Source organism: Primorskyibacter aestuariivivens (assembly GCF_028023675.1).
In the GTDB taxonomy this organism is placed as follows: domain Bacteria; phylum Pseudomonadota; class Alphaproteobacteria; order Rhodobacterales; family Rhodobacteraceae; genus Marinovum; species Marinovum aestuariivivens.
This window is the reverse complement of sequence record NZ_JAQIOZ010000006.1, coordinates 267,385-290,897: the sequence shown is the minus strand read 5'-3', so window position 1 is coordinate 290,897 and position 23,513 is coordinate 267,385. Positions and strand designations below refer to the sequence as shown.

The window sequence follows — 23,513 nt, the reverse complement described above, 5'->3', positions numbered from 1 at the left end:
CGCGACAGGCGGGGGGGCGTTTTTGTTACCAAAGCGATGAATCAGTTGGTTTTCTGATCCAGCAGGCGGCGTGCAATCACCTGCGCCTGAATTTCTGCCGCGCCTTCAAAGATGTTGAGGATACGGGCGTCACACAGGATGCGGCTGATGCCGTATTCCAACGCAAAGCCGTTGCCGCCATGGATTTGCAGACCGTTGTCGGCAGCGGCCCATGCAACACGCGCACCAAGGAGTTTGGCCATCCCGGCCTCAAGGTCGCAGCGGCGGCCCTCGTCCTTTTCACGGGCCGAGAAATAGGTCAGCTGACGCGCAACCATGATCTCTACCGCCATCATCGCCAGCTTGCCCGCCACACGCGGGAAGTTGATCAGCGATTTGCCGAATTGCTTGCGGTCGATGGCATATTGCATCGAAACGTCCAGCGCCGATTGCGCCACGCCAATGGCGCGGGCGGCGGTTTGGATGCGGGCGCTCTCGAAGGTCTCCATGAGCTGTTTGAAACCCTTGCCCTCTTCCTGACCCAAGAGGTTTTCGCCCTTCACATGAAAGTTGTCGAAGCCCAGCTCGTATTCCTTCATGCCGCGATAGCCCAGCACTTCGATCTCGCCGCCGGTCATGCCCTCGGTCGGGAACGGGTTGGCATCGTCGCCGGGGGTCTTCTCGGCCAGGAACATGGACAGGCCACGGTAATCGCTGGTCTCCGGATCGGTCCGCGCCAGAAGCGTCATCACATGGGTCCGCGCGGCATGGGTGATCCAGGTCTTGTTGCCGGTGATCTTGTAATCGCCGTTGTCATCCTTGACCGCGCGGGTCCGCAGGGAGCCCAGGTCAGAGCCGGTGTTCGGCTCGGTAAAGACCGCAGTGGGCAGTTTCTCACCCGAGGCCAGCGCTGGCAGCCATTTCTGTTTCTGCTCTTCCGTGCCGCCCGCGATGATCAGCTCGGCCGCAATCTCGGAGCGCGTGCCAAGCGAGCCCACACCGATATAGCCGCGCGACAGCTCTTCCGAGACGACACACATCGACGCTTTAGAGAGGCCAAACCCGCCATATTCCTCCGGGATGGTCAGGCCAAAGACACCCATCTCGGCCAGTTCCTCGATGATTTCCATCGGGATCAGCTCGTCCTTGAGGTGCCACTCATGGGCATGCGGGATCACGTTTTCCACCGCGTAACGGCGGAACTGCTCACGGATCATCTCCAGTTCTTCGTCCAGACCGGAAGCGCCGAACATGGTGGAGGCCTGCTGCTCCTGCATCAGTTCAACCAGACGCATCCGCGCGGCAGTAGTATTGGCCGAGGTCAGGAGCGTTTCAATCTCGGGCGTATCCAGCGCCTTGAGTTCTGTCGTGTCCACGCCGAAATCACGCGGGCGCATGATCTCGCCCTGGTTCATCGGAATGCCGCCGCGGATCTGGCCCAGATATTCGCCGACAGCGATCTGATGGATCAGCTGCTCCAATTCACCGAACTTGCCCTCGGATTGCATCCGCTCGGCCCAGCCCTGCATCTGGCGCAGCGATTCCAGATAGGTCGCAAGCCAGGCCAGGCCATGCGCCGCGTCCTGATTGGCCTCGACCAGCCCGCCCGAGACGCGACCGTCCTTGACGACCAGGTCCCGCACATGGGCGCGGGCCTTTCCAAAGATCTGCTCAACCGGGGCAACCGCCGCGCCGGTAAGGGAAAGAAGATCGGGGAGAAGCACGCTTGCCTCCATTGTCAGGTCCTGTCCGTCATGGGCCATGAATCACATCCTTCTGCTATCTCGCACGTGCATAATCACTTCGCAGGTGCAGCGCAACAAAAATACGTTTATCGGCCCACGGCATTCCAAAAATTACGCGCACATTTTCCGGTGCGGGGCTTTAGCACCTGTGCTAGGCGGGGATCATGGAGAGTTTAGGGCTGGAACCAAGCATGTCACTGATTTTTGCCTGCGGCGCAGTGGCGCTGTTTGCAGGGATCGTGAAAGGCATTGTCGGCTTTGCCCTTCCGATGATCATGATTTCGCTGTTGGGCAGCTTCCTGCCGCCTGATCTGGCGCTGGCCGGGTTGATCCTGCCGACGCTGGTGACCAACGGGATGCAGGCGCTGCGTCAGGGCGTGCCAGCGGCGGTGGCCTCGGTCGTGCAATTTCGCGTCTTCATGATCACGGCTGGCGTCATGCTGGTGCTGTCGGCGCAGCTTTTCGTGCTGCTGCCGGTCTGGGTCCTGTTTCTCGCCATCGGCGTACCTGTGACGGCGTTCTGCCTGATGCAACTGGGCGGGGTGCGGTTTCATCTGGCGCGGCAAGTGGGGTGGATCGAAGGGCTGGTGGGGGCGGTCGCCGGGTTCATCGGCGGGCTGTCCGGGGTCTGGGGCCCGCCCTTGGTGGCTTATCTTACCGCCTTGAACACAGAGAAACGCGCGCAGATGCGGGCGCAGGGGGCGGCGTTCGGGCTGGGCTCGGTCATGCTGCTCTTTGCCCATGCGGGCAGCGGTGTCGTCAGGGCCGAGACGCTGGCCTTCTCGGCGCTGCTCACCCTGCCTGCTATTCTGGGCATGTGGCTGGGCGGCAAGGTGCAGGATCGGATTGATCAGGCGACATTCCGGCGCGCAACACTGGTGGTGCTGCTGGTGGCGGGGCTGAACCTGGTGCGGCGGGCGGTGTTTGCGATGTAGAGACCGAAATCTTCAAAAGATTTCGGACCGATTTCATTGAATGAAATCGTTTTCAGACTTCCTCAACCGCCATCACCCCCGGCAGGCTCTTCAAGGCCCCCTTGATCTCGGGTGACACCGGGTATTCAGCGCCAGTGTCGATCTCGACCTCACCCGGCAAACGCGGGTCCATCAGGCACAGATAAATCGGGCCCTTGGCGGCACGCTGCACCTTGTCCGCCGCATCCGCAAGGATCGTCGCAACCGACGGCAACGCCGCCTCTTCCTCGACGAACACTTTCAACCCGGTTGATCCCGCATCCGCCACCGCCACATCAATCGGTGCCACGGAGCGACCCAACAGCTTCAACTGGTCGCTTTCCATCGTCGCCTCAACTGTGACAACCACCTTGGCCCCGGTTTCCAGATGCTCGCGGGATTTCTCCAGCGTCTCGGAAAACAGCGTGACCTCATAGGCGCCCGTCGTGTCGGACAACTGGCAAAAGGCAAAGCGATTGCCGCGCGCCGATTTACGCTCCTGCCGCCCGGCGACAACGCCCGCCAGCTTGGCGATACAGGCCGAGCTTTCCGCCTTGGCCGTCACCTCGTCCAGCGTCATCACGCCCTTGCGCTTGAGCGGCGCCATGTAATCATCCAGCGGGTGGCCCGAGAGGTAAAATCCCACCGCCTTGAATTCTTCGGCAAGCCGTTCGGCGGGCAGCCAGTCATTGACCGGGGCGAGACGCGGCTCCGGCAGGTCCTCACCCGCCTCACCAAACAGGCTGACCTGCGAGGAATTCTTCTGGTCATGCACGGCGGCGGAGTAGCTTACCAACCCGTCGAGGCTTTCAAACACCCGGCGACGGTTCGGATCGAGCGCGTCAAACGCCCCGGCCCGCGCCAGCATTTCCAAAGGCCGCTTGCCCACCTTCTTGAGATCCACGCGCCGGGCAAAATCGAACAGCGTAGCAAAGGCTTTGTCCCCCCTGCCCTCGACCACCAGCTTCATCGCTTCGACACCGACATTCTTCAAAGCGCCCAACGCATAGACGAGCGCCCCGTCCACCACGTCAAAGGTGGCCAACGATCGGTTCACACAGGGCGGCACCCAAGGCAGCGACAGCCCCTTGCGCACCTCTTCGAAATACACCGCCAGCTTGTCGGTCAGATGCAGGTCGCAATTCATGACGCCTGCCATGAATTCGACAGGGTGGTTGGCCTTGAGCCATGCGGTCTGGTAGCTCACCACCGCATAGGCGGCGGCGTGGGACTTGTTGAAGCCGTAGTTCGCGAATTTCTCCAGAAGGTCGAAAACCTCGGTGGCCTTTTTCTTGTCCACCCCGTTTTCCGCCGCGCCCTTTTCGAACTTGGGGCGTTCGGCGTCCATCGCCTCCTTGATCTTTTTACCCATCGCCCGGCGTAGCAGGTCCGCGCCGCCAAGGCTGTAGCCCGCCATGACCTGCGCGATCTGCATCACCTGTTCCTGATAGACGATGATGCCCTGGGTCTCTTCAAGGATATGGTCAATCAGCGGATGGACCGAGGTGATCTCCTTCACCCCGTTCTTGACCTCGCAATAGGTCGGGATGTTCTCCATCGGGCCGGGCCGGTACAGCGCCACGAGCGCCACGATATCCTCGATACAGGTGGGCTTCATGCGCTTGAGCGCATCCATCATGCCCGAGCTTTCCACCTGAAACACCGCCACCGTCTTGGCCGCGGCATAGAGCTTGTAGGCCGCCTCATCATCCAGCGGGATGGCGTTGATCTGGTTTTCCGCCCCTTCGGCCGGTTCATACAGTTCCGTGCCGGTGGCAGAGACATGCAGCGGGCGACCGGATTTAAAGATCAGATCCATGGCGTTCTGGATTACGGTCAGCGTCTTGAGACCCAGAAAGTCGAACTTTACCAGACCCGCCTGTTCCACCCATTTCATGTTGAACTGGGTGGCCGGCATGTCCGAACGCGGGTCCTGATAAAGCGGGACCAGTTCGTCCAGTGGCCTGTCGCCGATCACCACACCGGCGGCGTGGGTCGATGCATTGCGGAGCAGCCCCTCGACCTGCTGGCCATAGGTCAGAAGCCGGTCCACCACCTCTTCGTTGCGCGCTTCTTCGCGCAGGCGCGGCTCATCCTGCAGCGCCTTTTCGATGCTGACGGGTTTCACGCCCTCCACCGGGATCATCTTGGACAGCCGGTCCACCTGCCCATAAGGCATCTGCAAAACGCGCCCGATGTCACGCACCGCAGCTTTTGAAAGCAACGCGCCAAAGGTGATGATCTGCCCCACCTTGTCGCGGCCATACTTCCGCTGAACATAGGCGATCACCTCTTCCCGACGATCCATGCAGAAGTCGATATCGAAGTCCGGCATCGACACCCGTTCCGGGTTCAGGAACCGCTCGAACAGGAGCGAATAGCGCAGCGGATCAAGGTCGGTGATCGTCAGCGCATAAGCCACGAGGCTGCCCGCGCCCGACCCCCGCCCCGGCCCCACCGGGATATCATGGTCCTTGGCCCATTGGATAAAGTCGGCAACAATCAGGAAGTAGCCGGGAAAGCCCATCCCTTCGATAATGCCGAGTTCAAAATCGAGCCGCTCCTGATATTCCTCGACGCTCACCGCATGGGGGATCACGGCGAGCCGCTTTTGCAGGCCCTCATTTGCGATCCGGCGCAGTTCGGCCACCTCGTCATCAGCGAATTTCGGCAGGATCGGGTCACGGCGATAGCAGCCAAAGGCGCAGCGTTTGGCGATCTCCACCGTGTTTTCCAGCGCCTCGGGCAGATCGGCAAACAGCGTCGCCATCTCTGCCGGACTCTTGAAATAATGCTCTCGGGTCAGGCGGCGGCGATCCTCCTGCTGATCCACATAGGCACCTTCGGCGATACAGATCAGCGCGTCATGCGCCTCGTACATCTCGGGCTTGGGGAAATAGACGTCATTGGTGGCCACCAGAGGCAGGTCCATGGCATAAGCCATTTCGACAAAGCCGCGTTCAGTGGTCTCTTCCGCCTCGGGCAATCCATTGTCGCCGGGGTGGCGCTGCAATTCCACATATAACCGGTCACCAAAAGTGCCTGCCAGCCGCCGCATCAGCGCCTCTGCCGCCGGTCGCTGGCCGCGCTGCAAGAGCCGGCCCACCGGTCCGTCCGGCCCACCGGACAGACAGATCAGCCCCTCGGAATAGGTCTCAAGCTCGTCCAGTGTCACCTGTGGCAACTGCCCGCCCTTGTCCACGTAGAGGCAGGAGTTGAGCTTCATCAGGTTCTCGTACCCGCGTTCATTCTGCGCCAGCAGAACCACAGCGGCGGGCAGCGCCGGTTTGTCACCCGGCTTGACCTCCTGATAAGCCAGATCGACCTGACAGCCCATGATCGGCTGCACGCCCGCGCCCTGTGCGCCAACGGAAAACTCCAGCGCACAGAACAGGTTATTGGTATCCGTAACCGCCACTGCGGGCATGTCCATATCGGCACACAGCCCGGGCAGCTTTTTCAGCCGTATGGACCCTTCGAGCAGGGAATATTCGGTGTGGACGCGGAGGTGGATGAATCGAGGATCGGCCATTGGGTCACCTTATGTGGGGGGCAAGGCCGCGAAAAGCCCCAAATCGGAGGAGCGTCACAGACACTTAGCCAAGCGGATAACTTTTTACTTGACCCGAACCGGCACCCCGCAGATAGTTAGCCACATGGATAACCAACTCGATACGTTCTTTGCCGCCATGGCCGACCCGACCCGCCGCGCGGTGATCGAACGGCTGGCGCAAGGCCCTGCCTCGGTCACGGATCTGCACGACCCGAGCGCAATGGCGCTGCCCTCTTTCCTCAAGCATGTGAACCGGCTGGAAAGCGCAGGGCTGATCCGCAGTGAAAAGACCGGCCGCACCCGCATCCTGAATATTGAAGCCGCGCCGCTGGCGCAGGCCGAAGACTGGCTCGGCCGCCAGCGCCGCCTCTGGGAAGGCAAGCTGGATCGCTTGCAGGCCCTCGCCGAAGCCATGGAACGGAGGAAATTATGATCGACACAGACGCACAAACGGGCACCGACACGGGCACACTGCGCCTGAGCCGCGCGATCAAGGCCGCACCCGATACCGTTTATACCGCACTCATCGACCCCGCCGCGCGCAGCGCCTGGGGTCCGCCCGGCGACGGGCACGTGGTGCGGATCGAGGGCCAACCCGCCCCCTCGCCCGGAATCCGCGAGGTTTCGCGCTGCGGTCCAGCCGATAACCCTTACGTCACCGTGCTGACCGACTGGGTGCTGATGGAGCCTGCCACGCGCCTCGTTTATGCGGAAACCCTGATGGCCGAGGGCGCGGCGCTTGGGTCGTCTCTCGCATGCTGCGACCTGACCGCCAGCGACATCGGGACCAATCTCACCGTCACCGTCCAGATCATGAGTTTTATCGGCGACGAAATGCTGTCGGAATTCGAGGGCGGCTGGACTCACGCCTTCGAGAACCTCGCGCGCTACGCCGAAACGCAGGCCGCCTGACCTACGTTAGCCAAGGGGATACGCAATGACCTTCAACCCGGAAACCGACCTGCTGATCGAACGCCTGATCAACGCCGCGCCTGAAACCATCTGGCGCTGCTGGGAGGAACCGGAGCTGTTCAAGCAATGGTTCACCCCGCCCGCCGTGGAAACCGTCGAGTGCGACAACGATCTGCGCGCCGGCGGCCGGGCCTTCAACGTGATGAAACTGCCCGATGGCATGCTGATGGAAAACGATGGCTGTTTCCTTCTGGCCGAGCGTTTCGAACGGCTGGTCTTTACAGACGGCATGCGGCTCGGTTTCCGCCCCGCACCCGATTGTTTCATGGTGGCAGATGTGCGCCTGATCCCACAGGAGGGCGGTACACTTTATCACGCGCATGTCATGCATCGCACCACTGAGCAGCGCGAACAACACGAGAAAATGGGCTTCCACGAGGGCTGGGGCATCACCCTGGATCAACTTGCCGAGCTGGCCCAGTCACTTTGATCATTCGGAGAATCCGAACAGTGTTTCAGGACATTCAAAATACCTCCAAGACTAAACTCTTTGCTTGATTAGCTTTATCCGCAAAGCCGACATCCCGTTTTTTAAGCATCGGCCAGAAATTTCTGCGCCGCGGCCAATGTTTTGCTTGCCAGATCACGACGCGCCCTCCTATCGTTGAGACAACCAAACGGCACGCGCACCTTCTACGCCGCATCGAGGGTCCGCAAAAACGTGCACCGGTACCGCGGCAGGTACTTCAGACATGGACATTGGATTTCTTCTAAACGGAGAGCCTGTCCGGGTCCGTCCCGACAATCCAACCGAAACCCTCCTCGACTGGCTGCGCGAGTCCCGCGGCCTGACCGGCACAAAGGAAGGTTGTAACGAAGGCGATTGCGGCGCCTGCACCGTGATGGTGCAGGACGCGGACGGCATCCGGGCGCTCAACGCCTGTATTCTCTTCCTCCCACAGCTCGATGGCAAATCGGTGCGCACGGTCGAAGGCATCCGCGCCGATGATGGCGGGCTGCACCCGGTGCAACAGGCGATGGTGGACGAACACGGATCGCAATGCGGCTTCTGCACGCCTGGTTTCGTCGCCTCGATGGCGGTGGCCCATGCCAATGGCCAAACCGATTACGACGACCGGCTGGCGGGCAATCTCTGCCGCTGCACGGGCTACGCGCCCATCATTCGCGCAGCGAAAACCGCTCAAAGCGCGCCGGTCCCGCAATGGACCCGCACAGATCCTTCTTCTGTTGAAAAATACCTCGGGGGGAGCGCCAAAGGCGTGGGGGGCAGCGCCCCCCTCCTCCCCGATAGCTCCGACGAACTGGCCGATCTCTATGCGGCCAACCCCGAAGCAACTCTGATCGCCGGGGCCACCGATGTCGGCCTCTGGGTGACCAAACAGCTGCGCGATCTTGACCCGGTGATCTTCCTGCACAAATGCCGCGACCTGCAACAGATCGAGGATCAGGGCGACACGCTCCGCATCGGGGCGGGCGTGACCATCGCCCGGCTTTGGGAAGCAATGAAACCGCTCTATCCCAGCTTTGCCGAAATGTTGCGCCGCTACGGTTCGGTTCAGGTGCGCGAGGCCGCGACGCTGGGCGGCAATATCGCAAATGGCTCGCCCATCGGCGACAGTCCACCGCCGCTCATCGCGCTTGGCGCGACGCTACACCTGCGCAAGGGCGATAACCGGCGCAACATGCCTTTGGAAGACTTCTTCATCGAGTATGGCAAACAGGACTGCGCGCCCGGCGAGTTTGTCGAGGCCGTGACACTGCCCAAGGATCAACCCAATCTGCGGGTCTACAAGCTCTCCAAACGGTTTGATCAGGACATTTCTGCCGTTTGCGGCGCGTTCAACCTGACCCTTGAGGGCGACACGGTCACTGCTGCCCGCATCGCATTCGGCGGCATGGCAGGCACCCCCAAACGCGCCAGCGCGCTTGAGGCGGCGCTGATCGGACATCCGCTCTCCGAGGAAAGCGCCACGCGCGCCAGCGCCGCGCTTGAGGAGGATTTCACCCCGCTCAGCGACATGCGTGCCTCGGCCAGCTACCGCATGGAGAGCGCGAAAAACATGCTGCTCCGTTACGTTCATGAGATGAACGGCACGCAAACCTCCGTGCTGGAGGTGACCCCATGAGCGTGACCAAACCCCTCCCCCATGACGCGGGCGCGCTGCATGTCAGCGGCGCAGCGCGCTATGTCGATGACATCCCCGCCCCACGCGGCACGCTGCACCTGGCCTTTGGCACGTCCGAAATCGCCAAAGGCCGCATCACAGCGATGGACCTTGCAGAGGTGCGCGCCGCGCCGGGCGTGGTGGCGGTACTCACTGCCGACGACCTGCCCTTCGCCAATGACGTCTCGCCCTCGATCCATGACGAGCCGCTCCTGAGCGACGGTTCAATTCACTATCTCGGCCAGCCCCTGTTCCTTGTGGTCGCTGACAGCCACCTCAACGCCCGCAAGGCAGCAAAGCTGGGCCGGGTCGAGACCGAGGCAGAAACACCGCTGCTCACCATCGAAGACGCGCTTGCCGCGGACAGCCATTTCGAAGACGGCCCACGCATCTATGAAAAGGGCGACGCCGCCCGCGCCATCGCCTCCGCCCCGCACAAGATCACCGGTTCGCTTGAGATGGGCGGACAAGAGCATTTCTATCTCGAAGGTCAGGCCGCCATGGCCCTTCCACAGGACAATGGCGACATGCTGGTGCATTCCTCCACCCAGCATCCGACCGAGATTCAGCATAAGGTGGCCGAGGCCGTGGGCCTGCCCATGCATGGCGTCCGGGTCGAGACGCGCCGCATGGGCGGCGGCTTTGGCGGCAAGGAAAGCCAGGGCAATGCGCTGGCCTGCGCCTGCGCCATTGCCGCGCGGCTGACCGGCAAGCCCTGCAAGATGCGCTATGACCGTGACGACGACATGATGATCACCGGCAAGCGCCATGATTTCCGCATCGACTATGAGGTGGGTTTTGACGATGCGGGGCGGATACTGGGCGTGAATTTCCTCCAATACGCCCGTTGCGGTTGGGCGCAGGACCTCTCCCTGCCTGTGGCCGACCGCGCGATGTTGCATGCGGACAATGCCTATCATCTTGAGCATGCCCGCATCGAAAGTCACCGTTTGAAAACCAACACCCAGAGCGCCACGGCCTTTCGCGGCTTTGGCGGGCCACAGGGCATGCTGGGGATCGAGCGGGTTGTGGACCATATCGCGCATCACCTTAGCCGCGATCCGCTGGAGGTGCGACGCGCGAATTACTACGCCGCGCCCGAGGCGACGGGTCCCGGCACCGGCCATCGCTATGGCGGTGCGCATTCGGACGGGAAAGCCACGCGCTACGCCGCCCCCGGCCCTGCAGAGCGTCCGTCGGAAGATCTCGCCTCGCGCGGGGCCACCGATAACGTCGCCGCGCCCGATGTGCCAAAACCTGCCGCCGGGGTGCAGACGACGCCCTATGGCATGGAGGTCACCGATTTCATCCTGCATGGAATGACCCACGCTTTGGCCGAGCGGGCCGATTACACCGGACGCCGGGCGAAGGTGACGGAGTGGAATGCGCAGAACCCGATCCTCAAACGCGGGTTGGCGCTGACCCCGGTGAAGTTCGGCATTTCCTTCACGCTCACCCATCTCAATCAGGCGGGCGCACTGGTGCATGTCTATCAGGACGGCTCGATCCACCTGAACCATGGCGGCACGGAGATGGGTCAAGGCCTGTTCCAGAAAGTCGCGCAAGTCGCCGCGTCGCGCTTTGGTGTGCCGATGGAAACGATCCGCATCACCGCGACCGACACCGCCAAGGTCCCCAACACCTCGGCCACCGCCGCCTCGTCGGGCTCTGACCTGAACGGCATGGCCGTGCGCGACGCCTGTGACAAGATCACCGGGCGCATCGCCGCGCATCTGGCGGAGCTGCATCAGCAACCGGTGGAAAACGTCCGCTTTGAGGATGGCTACGTATATGTAGGCGACAACCAGCTGACATTCGCAGAGGCCGCGAAATCCGCCTATGAAAACCGCGTGAGCCTGTCGGCGACCGGGTTCTACAAGACGCCCGATGTCGCCTGGGACCGGATCAAGGGGCAAGGGCGGCCGTTTTTCTACTTTGCCTATGGGGCAGCGCTGACCGAGGTGGTGATCGACACGCTCACCGGCGAAAACCGCATCCTGCGCACGGATATCATCCATGATGCCGGGGCCTCGCTGAACCCGGCGCTGGATATCGGCCAGGTCGAGGGCGGATTCGTGCAGGGCGCGGGCTGGCTCACCATGGAAGAGCTGGTCTGGGACGACGCGGGGCGGCTGCGCACCCATGCGCCCTCCACCTACAAGATCCCGGCCTGTTCCGACCGGCCCGAGATCTTCAATGTCGACCTCTGGGATGGTGAAAACCGTTCCGAGACGATCTATCGCTCCAAGGCCGTGGGCGAGCCGCCCTTCATGCTCGGCATGTCAGCGTTTTTCGCGATTTCGGACGCCATCGCCGCCTGCGGTGAGCGGTATCCGGACCTGGATGCACCCGCCACTCCGGAACGCATCCTTTGGGCCGTGCGGAGGCAATTGGGATGATTGACCGCGCGGCCCTTTTTAACGCTGTGACCCAACATGGCCGCGTGGCCCGGGTGGTGATTGCCGGGATCAAGGGTTCATCCCCGCGCGAAGTGGGTGCGGCCATGCTGGTCTGGGATAGCGGACAAAGCGGCACAATCGGCGGTGGCGCATTGGAATATCAGGCGGCAGAGGCGGCGCGCGCGCGTCTGGCGCGCGGCACTGCCTATCACCTGTCCCATCACCCGCTTGGCCCGGAACTGGGCCAGTGCTGCGGCGGGGCGGTAACGCTTTTGACCGAAGCCTATGACGCCACGCGGCTTGGACACGTGCCGGAAACCGGGCTTTACGCCCGCGGCCCCGGGGACCGGCCGCTTTCGGTCGCCCGTGCCGAGACCCTGATGCGCAATTCCGGCACCGCGCCGGAGCCCGCCCTGCACGGCAATTGGTTCGTCGAACCCATCGCCAAGCCCGACTTCACGATCTGGATCTGGGGCGCGGGCCATGTGGGCCGTGCGCTGGTGGATGTGCTGGCACCGCTGCCCGGCACGGCGATCACCTGGGTCGATACGGGGCCAGAGCGGTTCCCCACGACCTGCCCCGCCAACGTCACCGTGATCCCGGCGGCCAAACCGCCCGCGCTCATGCCGCACGCCCCGCATGATGCCCATCACCTGATCCTGACTTATTCCCATGCGCTTGATCTGGAGCTGTGCCATGCCGCACTAAGCCACGGTTTTACCAGCGCCGGGCTGATCGGGTCGGCCACCAAATGGGCGCGGTTTCGCAAACGGTTAACGGTATTGGGCCATAGCAATGCGCAAATTTCGCGCATCACCTGCCCCATCGGGGATCCGGCGCTTGGCAAACACCCGCAGGCAATTGCGGTGGGCGTTGCGGCCCGGTACTTGGAAATGCGGCAGCAACAGACTGCGACGAGGGAGATGGAAGCGTGAGTGACAGCGAGGTTCTGTTGGAAATCAAGGGCCTGACCAAGGCCTATCCGGGCGTCACTGCCAATTCGGACGTCTCCTTTGACATCCGCGTTGGCGAAGTGCACGCGCTTCTGGGCGAAAACGGCGCGGGGAAATCCACGCTGGTCAAGATGATCTACGGGCTGGTCAAACCCGATAGCGGCACCATGACGCTGAACGGCGCACCCTATGCCCCGGCCGAGCCGCGCGCGGCACGGGCATCGGGCGTGGCGATGGTGTTTCAGCATTTCTCACTATTTGACGCCCTCACCGTGGCGGAAAACATCGCGCTTGGCATGGAGAACCCGCCCAAGCCCCGCGATCTGGCGCGGCAGATCCGCGAGGTCTCGGAAACCTATGGCCTGCCGCTCGATCCTGAACGCACCGTCGGCGGCTTGTCAGCGGGCGAACGGCAGCGGGTCGAGATCATTCGTTGCCTTTTGCAGGACCCGCGCCTGCTGATCATGGATGAACCGACCTCGGTGCTGACCCCGCAGGAGGTGGAGATTCTGTTTGAGACGCTGCGCAAGCTGTCCGCAGAGGGCACCGCGATCCTCTATATCTCCCACAAGCTGGAAGAAATCCGCGCGCTCTGCGATCACGCGACGATCCTGAGGCTGGGCAAGAAGGTGGCCACCTGCACACCTTCAGAGACCACCGCGCGGGAATTGGCAGAAATGATGGTCGGCGCAAGTTTCGACGCGGTCGAGCGCGCCGAGAAAGCGTTCGGCGACGTGCGGCTCAAGGTGGCGGGATTATCGGCGAAATCGCCCAACGAATTCGGCACCTCGCTCAAGGACATCTCCTTTGAGGTGCGCGCCGGCGAAGTGCTGGGCATCGGCGGAGTTGCGGGCAACGGGCAGGATGAATTGCTGGCCGCGCTGTCGGGCGAGATCACGACCGCCGCCGATATGGTCAGCTTTGACGGCACCCCGGTCGGCGCATTGCCACCGGAGCCGCGGCGCACGGCGGGTATCCTGTCGGCTCCGGAGGAACGGCTGGGCCACGCCGCCGCCCCGGATATGAGCCTGACCGAGAATGCCATTCTCACGGCGGCGGCACGCGAAGGGCTGATGAACAAGGGCTTTCTCAACTGGCCCAAGTCCACGGCATTTGCGGAAAAGGTAATCGACGCCTTTGACGTGCGCACACCCGGCCCCGGCACGGCGGCGCGGGCGCTGTCGGGCGGCAACCTGCAAAAATTCGTCATTGGCCGTGAGGTCATGCAGAACCCCGAGGTGTTCATCGTGAACCAGCCGACCTGGGGCGTGGATGCGGCGGCGGCGGCGGCCATCCGGCAGGCCATTCTGAACCTCGCCGCGCGCGGGGCGGCTGTAGTGGTGATTTCACAGGATCTCGACGAGTTGATGGAAGTGGCGGACCGGTTCGCCGCGCTGAACGAGGGGCGCATGTCCGATATCCGCCCTGTGCAGGGGCTGACCGTGGACGAGATCGGCCTCATGATGGGTGGTGCGCATGACATGGAGGTGGCCCATGTGGACGCTTGAGACCAACGCGGACACGATTTCTTCAATAGAAATCGGACCGAAATCTTTTGAAGATTTCGGAACCTTGGGGGAACGCATCGCATGATCCATCTCGTCAAACGCCCACAGCCGTCGCGGTTCTGGACCGCTGTCACGCCGATCCTCGCCGTTCTCCTGACCATGGTCGTCGGCGGTTTCATGTTTGCCGCTCTCGGCAAGCCGCCACTTGAGGCGATCCGCACGATCTTCTGGGACCCCCTGTTCCACGAACAATTCGCCGCTTATTCCCGGCCTCAGCTTCTGATCAAGGCCGGGCCGCTGATCCTCATCGCGATCGGCCTGTCCATCGGGTTCCGAGCGGGCATCTGGAATATCGGGGCCGAAGGCCAATACATCATGGGCGCGATTGCCGGGGCTGGTGTTGGCCTTGCCTTCTACCCCATGGAGAGCTTCATCATCTTCCCGCTCATGGTCATTGCGGGCGCGCTTGGCGGATGGGCCTGGGGCATGATTCCGGCGGTGCTCAAGACCAAGTTTGGCACCAATGAAATCCTTGTCTCGCTGATGTTGGTCTATGTGGCTGAATCTGTGCTGGCCTCGGTATCGTCCGGGCTGCTCAAGAACCCCGACGGGATGGGCTTTCCCGGCTCGCGCAACCTTCAGCAATATGACAGCGCCGCCAATCTGGAAATCATTCCCAATACGGGGATGCATTGGGGTGTGGTGGCGGCCTTCGTCGCCGTGATCTTTGCCTATGTGCTGCTCACTCGTCACATTCGCGGCTTTCACATCCAGCTTGCCGGTCAGGCTCCGCGCGCAGCCCGCTTTGCGGGTGTGAGACCCGCGCGGATCATTCTGTTCTGCCTTGGCCTTTCCGGCGCTCTGGCGGGCATGGCCGGGCTGTTTGAGGTGGCAGGCCCTTCGGGCCAGATCACCATCGACTTCAACTCAGGCTATGGCTTTACCGCAATCATCGTGGCCTTTCTGGGCCGGTTGCATCCGGTGGGTATCCTGTTGGCCGGGCTGCTGATGGCTTTGACCTATATCGGGGGCGAGCTTGCACAGCTCATGCTGGGCCTGCCCGGCGCGTCGATCCAGCTGTTCCAGGGCATGTTGCTGTTCTTCCTGCTGGCCACGGACGTCTTCACCAATTACCGCATCCGCTTTGGTCAAGGGGAGGCCGCATAATGGACTTTGGCGCAATCAACCCGATCCTTCTGGTCGCCTCGCTCATGGTGTCGGCCACACCCATCCTTCTGGCAGCCATCGGCGAAATGGTGGTCGAGAAATCCGGTGTTCTGAACCTCGGTGTCGAGGGAATGATGATCACCGGCGCTGTGGTGGGCTTTGTCGTGGCGCTGAATTCCGGTTCACCCATGCTGGGATTTGCGGCGGCGGCGTTAGCGGCGGCGGTGCTTTCGCTGAGCTTTGGCATTCTGACCCAATACCTCCTGTCCAATCAGGTCGCTACAGGGCTGGGGCTGACACTGGTGGGGCTGGGGCTGTCGGCGCTGATTGGCAAACCCTATGAGGGGATGAAAGCGCCCAGCCTGCAGGATCTGCACATCCCGCTTCTGGGCGATATACCGGTGATCGGTCCGATGTTCTTTCAGCATGACATCATGGTCTATGTGTCCCTCGCGCTGGTCGCGGCGGTCTGGGCCACGCTGAAATACACCCGCTTTGGCCTGATCCTGCGCGCCGTGGGCGAAAGCCACGACGCCGCCCATGCGCTGGGCTACAAGGTCGTGCGCATCCGGATGATGGCGATCTTTTTCGGCGGGGCCTGTTCCGGTCTGGGCGGCGCGTATCTGAGCCTTGTTCGGGTACCGCAATGGACCGAAGGCATGACCGCAGGCGCGGGATGGATCGCGCTGGCAATTGTGGTTTTTGCCTCCTGGCGGGCGGGGCGCATCGTGGTGGGTGCTTATCTTTTCGGCGGCATCACAGTGCTGCAACTGAACCTGCAGGCTGCGGGCGCGCAGGTGCCTGTCGCGCTCTTGTCCGCCTCGCCCTATCTGATAACAATCATCGTGCTCGTGACAATCTCGGCCCGCGGGATGCATGGCGCGCCAGCGTCTCTGGGCCGACCTTTCCACGCCTCGCATTAGGGGCAACCACTCAACCACCACCAACAGGGGATAAATCATGAAAAGAAGAACACTCCTTGCCAGCGCGGCGTTTGCCGCGACGCTTGGCACCGCGGCATTGGCGCAGGATACGACGAAGGCCTGCTTCGTCTATGTCGGCCCAATCGGCGATGGCGGCTGGACGTACCAGCACCATCAGGGCGCGCTGGCGGTCAAGGAAGCCTATGGCGACAAGGTCGAAATCGCTTGGCAGGAATCGGTGCCCGAAGGCGCGGATGCCGAGCGCGTTCTAACGCAGATGGCGCTGTCGGGCTGCGACATCATCTTCACCACCTCTTTCGGCTACATGGATGCGACGAACTCGGTCGCCGCCAAATTCCCGAACATCAAGTTCGAGCATTCCACCGGCTACAAGCGTGAGCACCCCAATGTCTCGACCTACAACGCGCGCTTCTACGAAGGCCGCGCCGTTGTGGGCCATATCGCGGGCAAGATGACCCAGACCAACAAGATCGGCTACATTGCGTCCTTCCCGATCCCCGAAGTCATCATGGGCATCAACTCATACTATCACCACGCCAAGAAGGTGAACCCGGATGTGGAACTGGTCGTGACCTGGGCCTACACTTGGTTCGATCCGGCGAAAGAAGCCGATGCCGCCCGCGCCATGCTGGATCAGGGCGTGGACGTGATCACCGCCCATACCGACTCCACCGCGCCGCTGGCCGAGATCGCCAAACAAGACGGCAAAGCCTGGGGCTTTGGTCAGGCGTCCGACATGGCGACCTTCATGACCAATGACGATGGCACACCGGGTCCGCGCGTCGCCTCGATCATCGACGAATGGTCGCCCTATTACGTCAAACGCGTTGGCGCGCTGATGGATGGCACCTATGAACAGGTCGACAGCTGGGCCGGCATGCCCGAAGGCGAAGTCGTGATTGGCGAAATGAACGACGCCATCCCGGCCGACGTAAAGGCCGAAGCGCAGGCCATGATCGACGCGATCACCGCAGGCGAATACCACCCGTTCACCGGCCCGATCAACAAGGCGGATGGCTCGCCCTGGCTGGCCGAAGGTGAAACCGCCTCGGACGGCGATCTCTTGGGCATGGGGTTCTATATCGAAGGCATCACCGCCGAAATCCCGAACTGATCCACGCCTGACGGTGTATGACATGGCCCCTGCCGGAGTTCCGGCGGGGGCTTTTTTTTGCGTCTTTCCGAAACCGGGTCACTGTCATAGGCTTCCTCAACGCTCCGTGCAGAAGGACAGATCACCATGGGCGATCGCCCCATTGTTTACCACATTCCGGTCTGCCCGTTTTCCCAACGGTTGGAAATCCTTCTGGAGCTCAAAGGGATGCGTGACGCGGTGGAGTTCCGCGTGGTCGATATCACCAAGCCGCGCGACCCAGAGCTTTTGCGCAAGACGCGCGGGACAACGGCGCTTCCGGTTCTGGCAACCTCGCGGGGCGACATCCTGAAAGAAAGCCTCGTAATCCTGCGCTATCTGGACGAATTGATCGGCGACGTGCCCGTACGGCGCGCCGATCCGTTGGAACATGCAGTGGAATCCATGCTGATTGCCCGCGAAGGCCCCTTCACGGTGACCGGCTATGTCTTTGTCATGAACCAGGACCGCGCGTCTCGCGAGGACCACCGCGACAAGATGCTGGCCATTTACCGCGACATCAACGATTTCCTGCTGCACGAGACGCGCGGTGCCGGGCCGTTTCTGTTCGATGATTTCGGACTGGCCGAAACGGTGTTCACGCCGATGTTCATGCGCTTCTGGTTTCTCGACTATTACGAAGGGTTCGAACTGCCTGATGGTCCGGACTATGACCGCGTGCGCAGCTGGCGCGACGCCTGCCTTGCCCACCCGGCGGCGCAACAAGTGAGCCATGATGAAATCGTCAAGCTATACTATGACTACGCGCTTGGTGCCGGCAATGGCGCGCTTCCCGAGGGGCGAAAGCTGTCGAGCTTTGTCTTCGAACCGGATTGGCGCACACGGCCCATGCCGCCACAGGACAAATACGGCCCATCGGCAAGCGATGCAGAACTTGGATTGGTGCGTCCTAGTGTCTAATCCTTGGGCGCGTCTGCCCCTTTGCCACCCTTGATCAACGCATTGGCAATCTGGCCCACCAACGCGACGAAGAGCCCGATACCGACAAAGATGTAGATGATGGTAAAGACCTTGCCCGCATCGGTCGCCGGGGTCAGGTCGCCATAGCCCACGGTCGACATGGTGGCCACGCTGAAATAGAGCGCGTCCAGCCAGCCCCAGCCTTCGAAATTGTTGTAGAAGAGTGTTGCCGACAAAAGCGTCAAGAGCACCAGAAACAGGGTCGAGCGGAACACCGGGTCCTTCCACGACCGCCACAGCGCGGTGAACAGACGCCCCAAAGTCAGGAAAAACGAAATCATCACGGCACCTCTTTGTTTGCGCGCAGGATTCCACGCGAGACGCAAATGCGCAAGCGCTGCTCGCATTGCGGATTGACGGTGCTATTGTTCCAGCCAAGGAGGACATCACATGCAAAAACTTCAGGTTCAGGGCGTGCACCACATCACGCTGACCGGGGCGGACCGGCAAACCAGTCTCGATTTCTGGGAGGGCGTGCTGGGCATGCCCTTTGTCTTCGACCAACCCAATCTCGACAATCCGGACGAAGGGCATCTCTATTTCGATCCCGGCGATGGGCGGCTGATCACCATCTTTACCAATGAGACCCGCAAACCGGTGCATGACCGCACGCCTACCGATCCGGGCTGCGTGCATCATCTGGCGTTCAACGTCTCGAAGGCCACGTTCAGCCAATGCGTGAAACGGCTGGACACGCGCGGCATTCCACATTCCGGCCCCAAGGACCGGGGCTTTATGGATTCGATCTATTTCAAGGACCCTCTAGGGTTGTTGATCGAACTGGCCTGTTACCGGTTCGAGCCGCCGATGGGATGCTCCCACGCCGACGTCATGATCGAAGCGCATCGCATCCGCGTGGAGCGCGGCGATTACAACATCGCCGAGGAGCATCTGGCCGATGCAATCGAATTGCTCGTGGAACGGCGCCAGAAGACGCTCAGCGAGGATCGGAGTCCGAAAGACCCTTACGCGACACGCTAGGTCGAATGCAGGCTTGACCGGGTGCGCCCCTGTCCAACGATCGGCTACTCCGGCCCGATCATCTCAAACACCCGCCGCATCGACCACGTCGTGGTCGACCACGGGTTCCGCCCTCTCGATGACCTATATTTTGACCTCAGGCCGCACTCCGTGAACCTTGGCGAACTGGACCATTAGGCCATTATTGCCCAAACTCCCCATATGGTCGCCATCGGCCCTGATGGGCATTTCCAGCTTTGACGCATTGGGGACGCCGTTTCGGGACGCGATACCCATGCGGCACTTTAAGACGGGCTGCGCATCGGACGCGGCATCTGACAGGAGGTTTTCATGACGCTCACGACGCTTAACGGCACAGCCATCAGCCGCTTTGCCTTTGGCTGTATGCAATTCGGAGGCAAGGCGGACGAGGCCGCCTCGCGTGAGATGTTCGAGGCCTGCATAACTGCAGGGATCAACCATTTCGATACGGCCCACGCCTATACCGAGGGCCGGTCCGAGGAGTTCCTGGGCCGCTTCTGCACCAACCGAGACGCGACTTTCATCGCCACCAAGGCGAATTTTCCCGGCGGGGCGAGCCGCGCGAACATTTTCAACAGCATCGATGAGAGCTGTGCGCGGCTGAAGATGGATGTGATCGATCTCTATTATCTGCATCGCTGGGATGATGACACACCCCTGGAAGAAAGCTTCGAGACCCTGGCAGAGCTTCAGGCACAGGGTCGTATCCGCTATGTCGGTGTCTCCAACTACGCCGCATGGCAGGTGATGAAGGCCGAATCCGTCGCCGCGGAATTCGGCACACAAATCGACGCGATCCAACCGATGTACAATCTGGTCAAACGGCAGGCAGAGGTCGAACTCCTGCCGATGTGCGCCAGCGAAGGGATCGTGGCCTTTCCCTATTCGCCGCTGGGCGGCGGGTTGCTTACCGGGAAATACGCCCGCGGCGAAAGCGGGCGGCACAGCCATGACGCGATGTACGCCAAGCGCTATGACGTGGACTGGATGAAGGAAACCGCCGGCGCGCTGGCCGATCTGGCCAAGGAATTGGGCACCTCTCCCGCGACACTCGCCGTCGCCTGGGCCGCGCGCCACCCGGCAGGGCCGCGCCCGATCCTCTCGGCCCGCTCGGTGGAGCAGCTTCAGCCCTCGCTTGACGGGATGCGCTATGACATGGATGACGCGCTCTATGCCCGCATCAGCGCGCTCAGCCCGACACCGCCGCCCGCAACGGACCGGCTCGAAGAGGCATAGGCGCGCGGAATATTACCGGCTCAGCCCGCCATGCAGGTTGGGCTGATCCAGCGCGGCAAAGCCGTAATGGCGCAGCCAGCGCAGATCGCTGTCAAAAAAGGCCCGCAGATCGGGGATGCCGTATTTCAGCATGGCAATCCGGTCGATCCCGATGCCAAAGGCAAAGCCCTGCCATTCGTTCGGGTCGATCCCGCCCGCCTCAAGCACCTTGGGATGCACCATGCCGGAGCCGAGGATTTCCAGCCAGTCATCGCCCTCGCCCACCTTGAGCTGCCCGCCTTCCCATGAGCACCGAATGTCCACTTCGGCCGACGGTTCGGTAAACGGGAAATGCGAGGCACGGAAACGCAGTTCGACCTCTTCCACCTCGAAGAACGCCCGCAGGAATTCCTCCAGCGTCCATTTGAGCTGCGCCATCGAGATATCCTTGTCGATGGCAAGGCCCTCGACCTGATGGAACATCGGCGTATGGGTCTGATCATAATCGGCACGATAGACGCGGCCCGGCGCGATGATGCGGATCGGCGCACCGTGTTTTTCCATCGACCGGATCTGCACCGGCGAGGTATGGGTGCGCAGCACATGCGGCGGGCGAGTGTCGCCCTCGAGCCGGTTCATGTAGAACGTGTCCATCTCGGCGCGGGCCGGGTGATGGCTTGGGATATTCAGCGCATCGAAATTGTACCAGTCGCTGTCGATCTGCGGACCCTCGGCGACCGAGAACCCCATTTCGCCAAAGATCGCCGCGACCTCTTCGCTGACCTGGCTGATCGGATGGATCGTGCCCTGACGGCGATGCCGCGCGGGCAGCGTCACATCCAGCCATTCACCGCGCAGACGCTCTTCCAGCGCCGCATCGGCCAGCGACGCCTTGCGCGCGGCCAGCGCCGAGTTGATCTCGTCCTTGAGCGCATTGAGCTTGGGGCCCATGACCTGCCGCTCTTCCGGGGTCATCTTGCCCAGGCTCCGCATCTGAAGGCTGATCTCGCCCTTCTTGCCAACGGCGGCCACGCGCAATTCCTCCAGCGCGGCCTCACTGCCTGCATCGGCAATCAGTTGAATATACTTGTCGCGCAGATCGTCCATGACGTGCCCCTGATTGGTTCCGCCCGTGGGTTTAGTGGTGGTCTCAGGGCAATGCAACCGCCACAGTGGACAGCACGCGATTGAGCTCCATTTCCTGCAACGGGAGGACCCCAGATGCGCAATGTATTTTTCGCGGCCTTAGTCTTTTGCGCGGCTTGCGACCGTGGTGTTCCGGAGGACGCAAACGTCGTCGTCGCCGGCGATTCGGTCATGGCGTGGAACAGGAGCAGTGAAACTTCCGTTTCCGATGCGCTTGCGCGCAGGCTTGACGTTGCGGTTGGCGACGTCTCTCTGCCTTATGCGCAAATGCTGTCCGGGCGCGGTCCCCTCAACATCCCCAATCAGGTGGCGGGTCTGAGCGCCCCTTGGATCGTCTTGAACGGCGGCGCAAACGACATCGGGATTTCCTGTGAAGGCGGCACGCAAACTGTAGAACGCCTGATTTCCAGCGACGGCAAGGGGGGCGCAATTCCTGAGATGGTCATAAAGCTGCGCAGTCGCGGCAGCCGGGTGGTCTGGGCCGATTACTATACGTCGCCGCGTTTCGCCGGACGGCCCTGCCCCTCCTATGAACAGCTGGAGCTGCGCCTGTCACGGATGGCGGCGCGAGATGCCGGGGTCGTTTTCGTGGATATGGAAGATGTGATTCCTTCGAACGATCCGAGCCTGTTCGATAGAGATCGTACACATCCGTCTCCCAAGGCTTCGGACAGGATTGCCAGGCTGATTGCCCGCGCCATGCGGCAGGCCGGGTTTGGCACAGATAATGACTGACAATAAAACACCCCCGCAGAAGGCTGCGAGGGTGCTCTGAAAGCAATATGACCTTCGCTTACGCGGTCAGAGCGCCTTTGGCCTGCTCGACGATCGCACCGAACGCTTCCGGCTCGTGCACCGCCAGATCGGCCAGCACTTTGCGGTCCACTTCGATCCCGGCCAGGTTCAGGCCGTTGATGAAGCGGGAATATGTCAGGTTCTCGTCATGCGCGCGCACAGCTGCGTTGATCCGCTGGATCCACAGGGCGCGGAAATTGCGCTTGCGGGCCTTGCGGTCGCGCGTGGCGTACTGGTTGGCCTTGTCAACGGCCTGACGCGCCACCTTGAAGGTGTTCTTGCGGCGTCCATAATAGCCTTTTGCGGCCTTGGTGACTTTCTTGTGACGGGCGTGGGTTACGGTCCCACCTTTAACGCGTGCCATATGTCAGATCTCCTTAGCGCGAGTAGGGCATCATGGATTTGATGATCTTGGTATCCGGTTCGGACAGAACCGTGGTACCGCGCGCATCGCGGATGAACTTGGTGGTGCGCTTGATCATGCCGTGGCGCTTGCCTGCCTGACCGGCCTTGATCTTGCCTTTGGCCGTCACCTTGAACCGCTTCTTGCAGCTCGATTTCGTCTTCATCTTGGGCATTTTCATCTCCTTTGATTCGGATTTTTGCGCGCGACTCGGCATGCCACTCGGGCCGGCCGCACGATGGAAGCCGCCGTATAGACCCGGCGGATCAGATTGCCAAGCGGAAACTGAAACTAGTTCAGATACCGCCCGACCACGCGGAAAACGACCTCGGGAATTTCGGAGATGGCGTAGCCGCCCGGATGCGACGCAACGGCGAACACCATCAAACCACCACCGACCATGACCGCAATCGCCGCCGCCCGGGGCGCGCGACCGTCCGTCATGGCCGACACAATCGCCGGAACGGCCAGAACCGCGACGACCAGCCCAATGATAAGCGCCAGATCCGTATCCATACTCTCATACCCCTGACTCCGGGG

Annotated in this window: 22 protein-coding genes; 15 read left to right on the top strand and 7 right to left on the bottom strand. The window is 61.9% G+C overall.

The annotated features are described in order from the left end of the window. Positions 1 to 41 precede the first annotated feature (41 nt). A complete protein-coding gene (locus PGB28_RS08855) occupies positions 42 to 1,742 on the bottom strand; it encodes an acyl-CoA dehydrogenase family protein (RefSeq protein ID WP_271421142.1) in 1,701 nt (566 codons plus the stop codon). 173 nt (positions 1,743 to 1,915) lie between these two features. Between PGB28_RS08855 and PGB28_RS08850 the strand changes: the two genes are divergently transcribed. Beyond that, the gene (locus PGB28_RS08850) at positions 1,916 to 2,659 is read left to right on the top strand and encodes a sulfite exporter TauE/SafE family protein (RefSeq protein WP_271421141.1); all 744 of its coding nucleotides are present in this window, start codon (positions 1,916 to 1,918) and stop codon (positions 2,657 to 2,659) included. Between the two features lie 52 nt (positions 2,660 to 2,711). Here PGB28_RS08850 and dnaE read toward each other — a convergent pair whose 3' ends face one another. After that, positions 2,712 to 6,209, bottom strand: a complete 3,498-nt coding sequence (gene dnaE, locus PGB28_RS08845) for a DNA polymerase III subunit alpha (protein WP_271421140.1) — start codon at positions 6,207 to 6,209, stop codon at positions 2,712 to 2,714. Between the two features lie 124 nt (positions 6,210 to 6,333). Between dnaE and PGB28_RS08840 the strand changes: the two genes are divergently transcribed. The 11 genes from PGB28_RS08840 (at position 6,334) to PGB28_RS08790 (ending at position 18,352) form a co-directional block, all read left to right on the top strand. After that, positions 6,334 to 6,663 (top strand): ArsR/SmtB family transcription factor, encoded by a 330-nt coding sequence (locus PGB28_RS08840; RefSeq protein WP_271421139.1) that lies wholly within the window; start codon positions 6,334 to 6,336, stop codon positions 6,661 to 6,663. Next, complete coding sequence (locus tag PGB28_RS08835; RefSeq protein ID WP_271421138.1) at positions 6,660 to 7,142, top strand: SRPBCC family protein; 483 nt, start codon at positions 6,660 to 6,662, stop codon at positions 7,140 to 7,142. Before PGB28_RS08840 ends, PGB28_RS08835 begins: the two co-directional genes overlap by 4 nt. A 25-nt stretch (positions 7,143 to 7,167) precedes the next feature. Further along, on the top strand, positions 7,168 to 7,632 hold the full coding sequence (locus PGB28_RS08830) for an SRPBCC family protein (protein ID WP_271421137.1): 465 nt from the start codon (positions 7,168 to 7,170) through the stop codon (positions 7,630 to 7,632). 262 nt (positions 7,633 to 7,894) lie between these two features. Beyond that, on the top strand, positions 7,895 to 9,289 hold the full coding sequence (xdhA, locus tag PGB28_RS08825; RefSeq protein WP_271421136.1) for a xanthine dehydrogenase small subunit: 1,395 nt from the start codon (positions 7,895 to 7,897) through the stop codon (positions 9,287 to 9,289). After that, the gene (gene xdhB, locus PGB28_RS08820) at positions 9,286 to 11,727 is read left to right on the top strand and encodes a xanthine dehydrogenase molybdopterin binding subunit (protein WP_271421135.1); all 2,442 of its coding nucleotides are present in this window, start codon (positions 9,286 to 9,288) and stop codon (positions 11,725 to 11,727) included. The genes xdhA and xdhB overlap by 4 nt, the downstream gene beginning before the upstream one ends. Then, on the top strand, positions 11,724 to 12,662 hold the full coding sequence (xdhC, locus tag PGB28_RS08815; protein ID WP_271421134.1) for a xanthine dehydrogenase accessory protein XdhC: 939 nt from the start codon (positions 11,724 to 11,726) through the stop codon (positions 12,660 to 12,662). The genes xdhB and xdhC overlap by 4 nt, the downstream gene beginning before the upstream one ends. Then, positions 12,659 to 14,188, top strand: coding sequence for an ABC transporter ATP-binding protein (locus PGB28_RS08810; protein WP_271421133.1), 1,530 nt, complete (start codon positions 12,659 to 12,661; stop codon positions 14,186 to 14,188). Before xdhC ends, PGB28_RS08810 begins: the two co-directional genes overlap by 4 nt. A gap of 81 nt (positions 14,189 to 14,269) precedes the next feature. Then, complete coding sequence (locus tag PGB28_RS08805) at positions 14,270 to 15,355, top strand: ABC transporter permease (protein WP_271421132.1); 1,086 nt, start codon at positions 14,270 to 14,272, stop codon at positions 15,353 to 15,355. Beyond that, positions 15,355 to 16,278, top strand: coding sequence for an ABC transporter permease (locus PGB28_RS08800; protein WP_271421131.1), 924 nt, complete (start codon positions 15,355 to 15,357; stop codon positions 16,276 to 16,278). Before PGB28_RS08805 ends, PGB28_RS08800 begins: the two co-directional genes overlap by 1 nt. A 37-nt stretch (positions 16,279 to 16,315) precedes the next feature. Next, positions 16,316 to 17,413, top strand: a complete 1,098-nt coding sequence (locus PGB28_RS08795; RefSeq protein WP_271421130.1) for a BMP family ABC transporter substrate-binding protein — start codon at positions 16,316 to 16,318, stop codon at positions 17,411 to 17,413. Positions 17,414 to 17,539: 126 nt separating this feature from the next. Next, positions 17,540 to 18,352, top strand: coding sequence for a glutathione S-transferase family protein (locus tag PGB28_RS08790; protein ID WP_271421129.1), 813 nt, complete (start codon positions 17,540 to 17,542; stop codon positions 18,350 to 18,352). On the opposite strand, the gene PGB28_RS08785 is transcribed toward PGB28_RS08790, so the two are convergent. Beyond that, positions 18,349 to 18,693, bottom strand: a complete 345-nt coding sequence (locus PGB28_RS08785; RefSeq protein ID WP_271421128.1) for a potassium channel family protein — start codon at positions 18,691 to 18,693, stop codon at positions 18,349 to 18,351. The two genes, PGB28_RS08790 and PGB28_RS08785, sit on opposite strands and share 4 nt — an antisense overlap. 109 nt (positions 18,694 to 18,802) lie before the next feature. Here PGB28_RS08785 and PGB28_RS08780 point away from each other — a divergent pair, with 109 nt between their 5' ends. Both PGB28_RS08780 and PGB28_RS08775 read left to right on the top strand, forming a co-directional pair. Beyond that, positions 18,803 to 19,393 carry a VOC family protein gene (locus PGB28_RS08780; RefSeq protein WP_271421127.1) on the top strand — a complete coding sequence of 197 codons (591 nt, stop codon included), beginning with the start codon at positions 18,803 to 18,805 and terminating at the stop codon, positions 19,391 to 19,393. 330 nt (positions 19,394 to 19,723) lie between these two features. Then, positions 19,724 to 20,650: an aldo/keto reductase gene (locus tag PGB28_RS08775; protein WP_271421126.1), complete on the top strand. Its 927-nt coding sequence runs from the start codon at positions 19,724 to 19,726 to the stop codon at positions 20,648 to 20,650. A gap of 12 nt (positions 20,651 to 20,662) precedes the next feature. Here the strand turns inward: PGB28_RS08775 and pheS are convergent, their stop codons facing one another. After that, positions 20,663 to 21,736 (bottom strand): phenylalanine--tRNA ligase subunit alpha, encoded by a 1,074-nt coding sequence (gene pheS / locus PGB28_RS08770; RefSeq protein WP_271421125.1) that lies wholly within the window; start codon positions 21,734 to 21,736, stop codon positions 20,663 to 20,665. Between the two features lie 114 nt (positions 21,737 to 21,850). On the opposite strand from pheS, the gene PGB28_RS08765 reads away from it, so the two are divergent. Further along, on the top strand, positions 21,851 to 22,510 hold the full coding sequence (locus PGB28_RS08765; protein ID WP_271421124.1) for an SGNH/GDSL hydrolase family protein: 660 nt from the start codon (positions 21,851 to 21,853) through the stop codon (positions 22,508 to 22,510). A gap of 58 nt (positions 22,511 to 22,568) precedes the next feature. On the opposite strand, the gene rplT is transcribed toward PGB28_RS08765, so the two are convergent. From rplT to PGB28_RS08750, 3 genes are all read right to left on the bottom strand, one after another. Continuing rightward, complete coding sequence (rplT, locus tag PGB28_RS08760) at positions 22,569 to 22,934, bottom strand: 50S ribosomal protein L20 (RefSeq protein WP_271421123.1); 366 nt, start codon at positions 22,932 to 22,934, stop codon at positions 22,569 to 22,571. Between the two features lie 13 nt (positions 22,935 to 22,947). Continuing rightward, a complete protein-coding gene (rpmI, locus tag PGB28_RS08755) occupies positions 22,948 to 23,148 on the bottom strand; it encodes a 50S ribosomal protein L35 (protein WP_271421122.1) in 201 nt (66 codons plus the stop codon). Positions 23,149 to 23,264: 116 nt separating this feature from the next. Next, entirely contained in the window at positions 23,265 to 23,489 is a 225-nt protein-coding gene (locus PGB28_RS08750; protein ID WP_271421121.1) for a hypothetical protein, read from the bottom strand. Positions 23,490 to 23,513: the final 24 nt, after the last annotated feature.

Excerpts from the sequence above, each read along its gene's own strand:
- PGB28_RS08855 (WP_271421142.1), bottom strand. The coding sequence starts at position 1,742 with ATGGCCCATGACGGACAGGACCTGACAATGGAGGCAAGCGTGCTTCTC.
- PGB28_RS08850 (WP_271421141.1), top strand. The coding sequence starts at position 1,916 with ATGTCACTGATTTTTGCCTGCGGCGCAGTGGCGCTGTTTGCAGGGATC.
- dnaE (WP_271421140.1), bottom strand. The coding sequence starts at position 6,209 with ATGGCCGATCCTCGATTCATCCACCTCCGCGTCCACACCGAATATTCC.
- PGB28_RS08840 (WP_271421139.1), top strand. The coding sequence starts at position 6,334 with ATGGATAACCAACTCGATACGTTCTTTGCCGCCATGGCCGACCCGACC.
- PGB28_RS08835 (WP_271421138.1), top strand. The coding sequence starts at position 6,660 with ATGATCGACACAGACGCACAAACGGGCACCGACACGGGCACACTGCGC.
- PGB28_RS08830 (WP_271421137.1), top strand. The coding sequence starts at position 7,168 with ATGACCTTCAACCCGGAAACCGACCTGCTGATCGAACGCCTGATCAAC.
- xdhA (WP_271421136.1), top strand. The coding sequence starts at position 7,895 with ATGGACATTGGATTTCTTCTAAACGGAGAGCCTGTCCGGGTCCGTCCC.
- xdhB (WP_271421135.1), top strand. The coding sequence starts at position 9,286 with ATGAGCGTGACCAAACCCCTCCCCCATGACGCGGGCGCGCTGCATGTC.
- xdhC (WP_271421134.1), top strand. The coding sequence starts at position 11,724 with ATGATTGACCGCGCGGCCCTTTTTAACGCTGTGACCCAACATGGCCGC.
- PGB28_RS08805 (WP_271421132.1), top strand. The coding sequence starts at position 14,270 with ATGATCCATCTCGTCAAACGCCCACAGCCGTCGCGGTTCTGGACCGCT.
- PGB28_RS08800 (WP_271421131.1), top strand. The coding sequence starts at position 15,355 with ATGGACTTTGGCGCAATCAACCCGATCCTTCTGGTCGCCTCGCTCATG.
- PGB28_RS08795 (WP_271421130.1), top strand. The coding sequence starts at position 16,316 with ATGAAAAGAAGAACACTCCTTGCCAGCGCGGCGTTTGCCGCGACGCTT.
- PGB28_RS08790 (WP_271421129.1), top strand. The coding sequence starts at position 17,540 with ATGGGCGATCGCCCCATTGTTTACCACATTCCGGTCTGCCCGTTTTCC.
- PGB28_RS08785 (WP_271421128.1), bottom strand. The coding sequence starts at position 18,693 with ATGATTTCGTTTTTCCTGACTTTGGGGCGTCTGTTCACCGCGCTGTGG.
- PGB28_RS08780 (WP_271421127.1), top strand. The coding sequence starts at position 18,803 with ATGCAAAAACTTCAGGTTCAGGGCGTGCACCACATCACGCTGACCGGG.
- PGB28_RS08775 (WP_271421126.1), top strand. The coding sequence starts at position 19,724 with ATGACGCTCACGACGCTTAACGGCACAGCCATCAGCCGCTTTGCCTTT.
- pheS (WP_271421125.1), bottom strand. The coding sequence starts at position 21,736 with ATGGACGATCTGCGCGACAAGTATATTCAACTGATTGCCGATGCAGGC.
- PGB28_RS08765 (WP_271421124.1), top strand. The coding sequence starts at position 21,851 with ATGCGCAATGTATTTTTCGCGGCCTTAGTCTTTTGCGCGGCTTGCGAC.
- rplT (WP_271421123.1), bottom strand. The coding sequence starts at position 22,934 with ATGGCACGCGTTAAAGGTGGGACCGTAACCCACGCCCGTCACAAGAAA.
- rpmI (WP_271421122.1), bottom strand. The coding sequence starts at position 23,148 with ATGCCCAAGATGAAGACGAAATCGAGCTGCAAGAAGCGGTTCAAGGTG.
- PGB28_RS08750 (WP_271421121.1), bottom strand. The coding sequence starts at position 23,489 with ATGGATACGGATCTGGCGCTTATCATTGGGCTGGTCGTCGCGGTTCTG.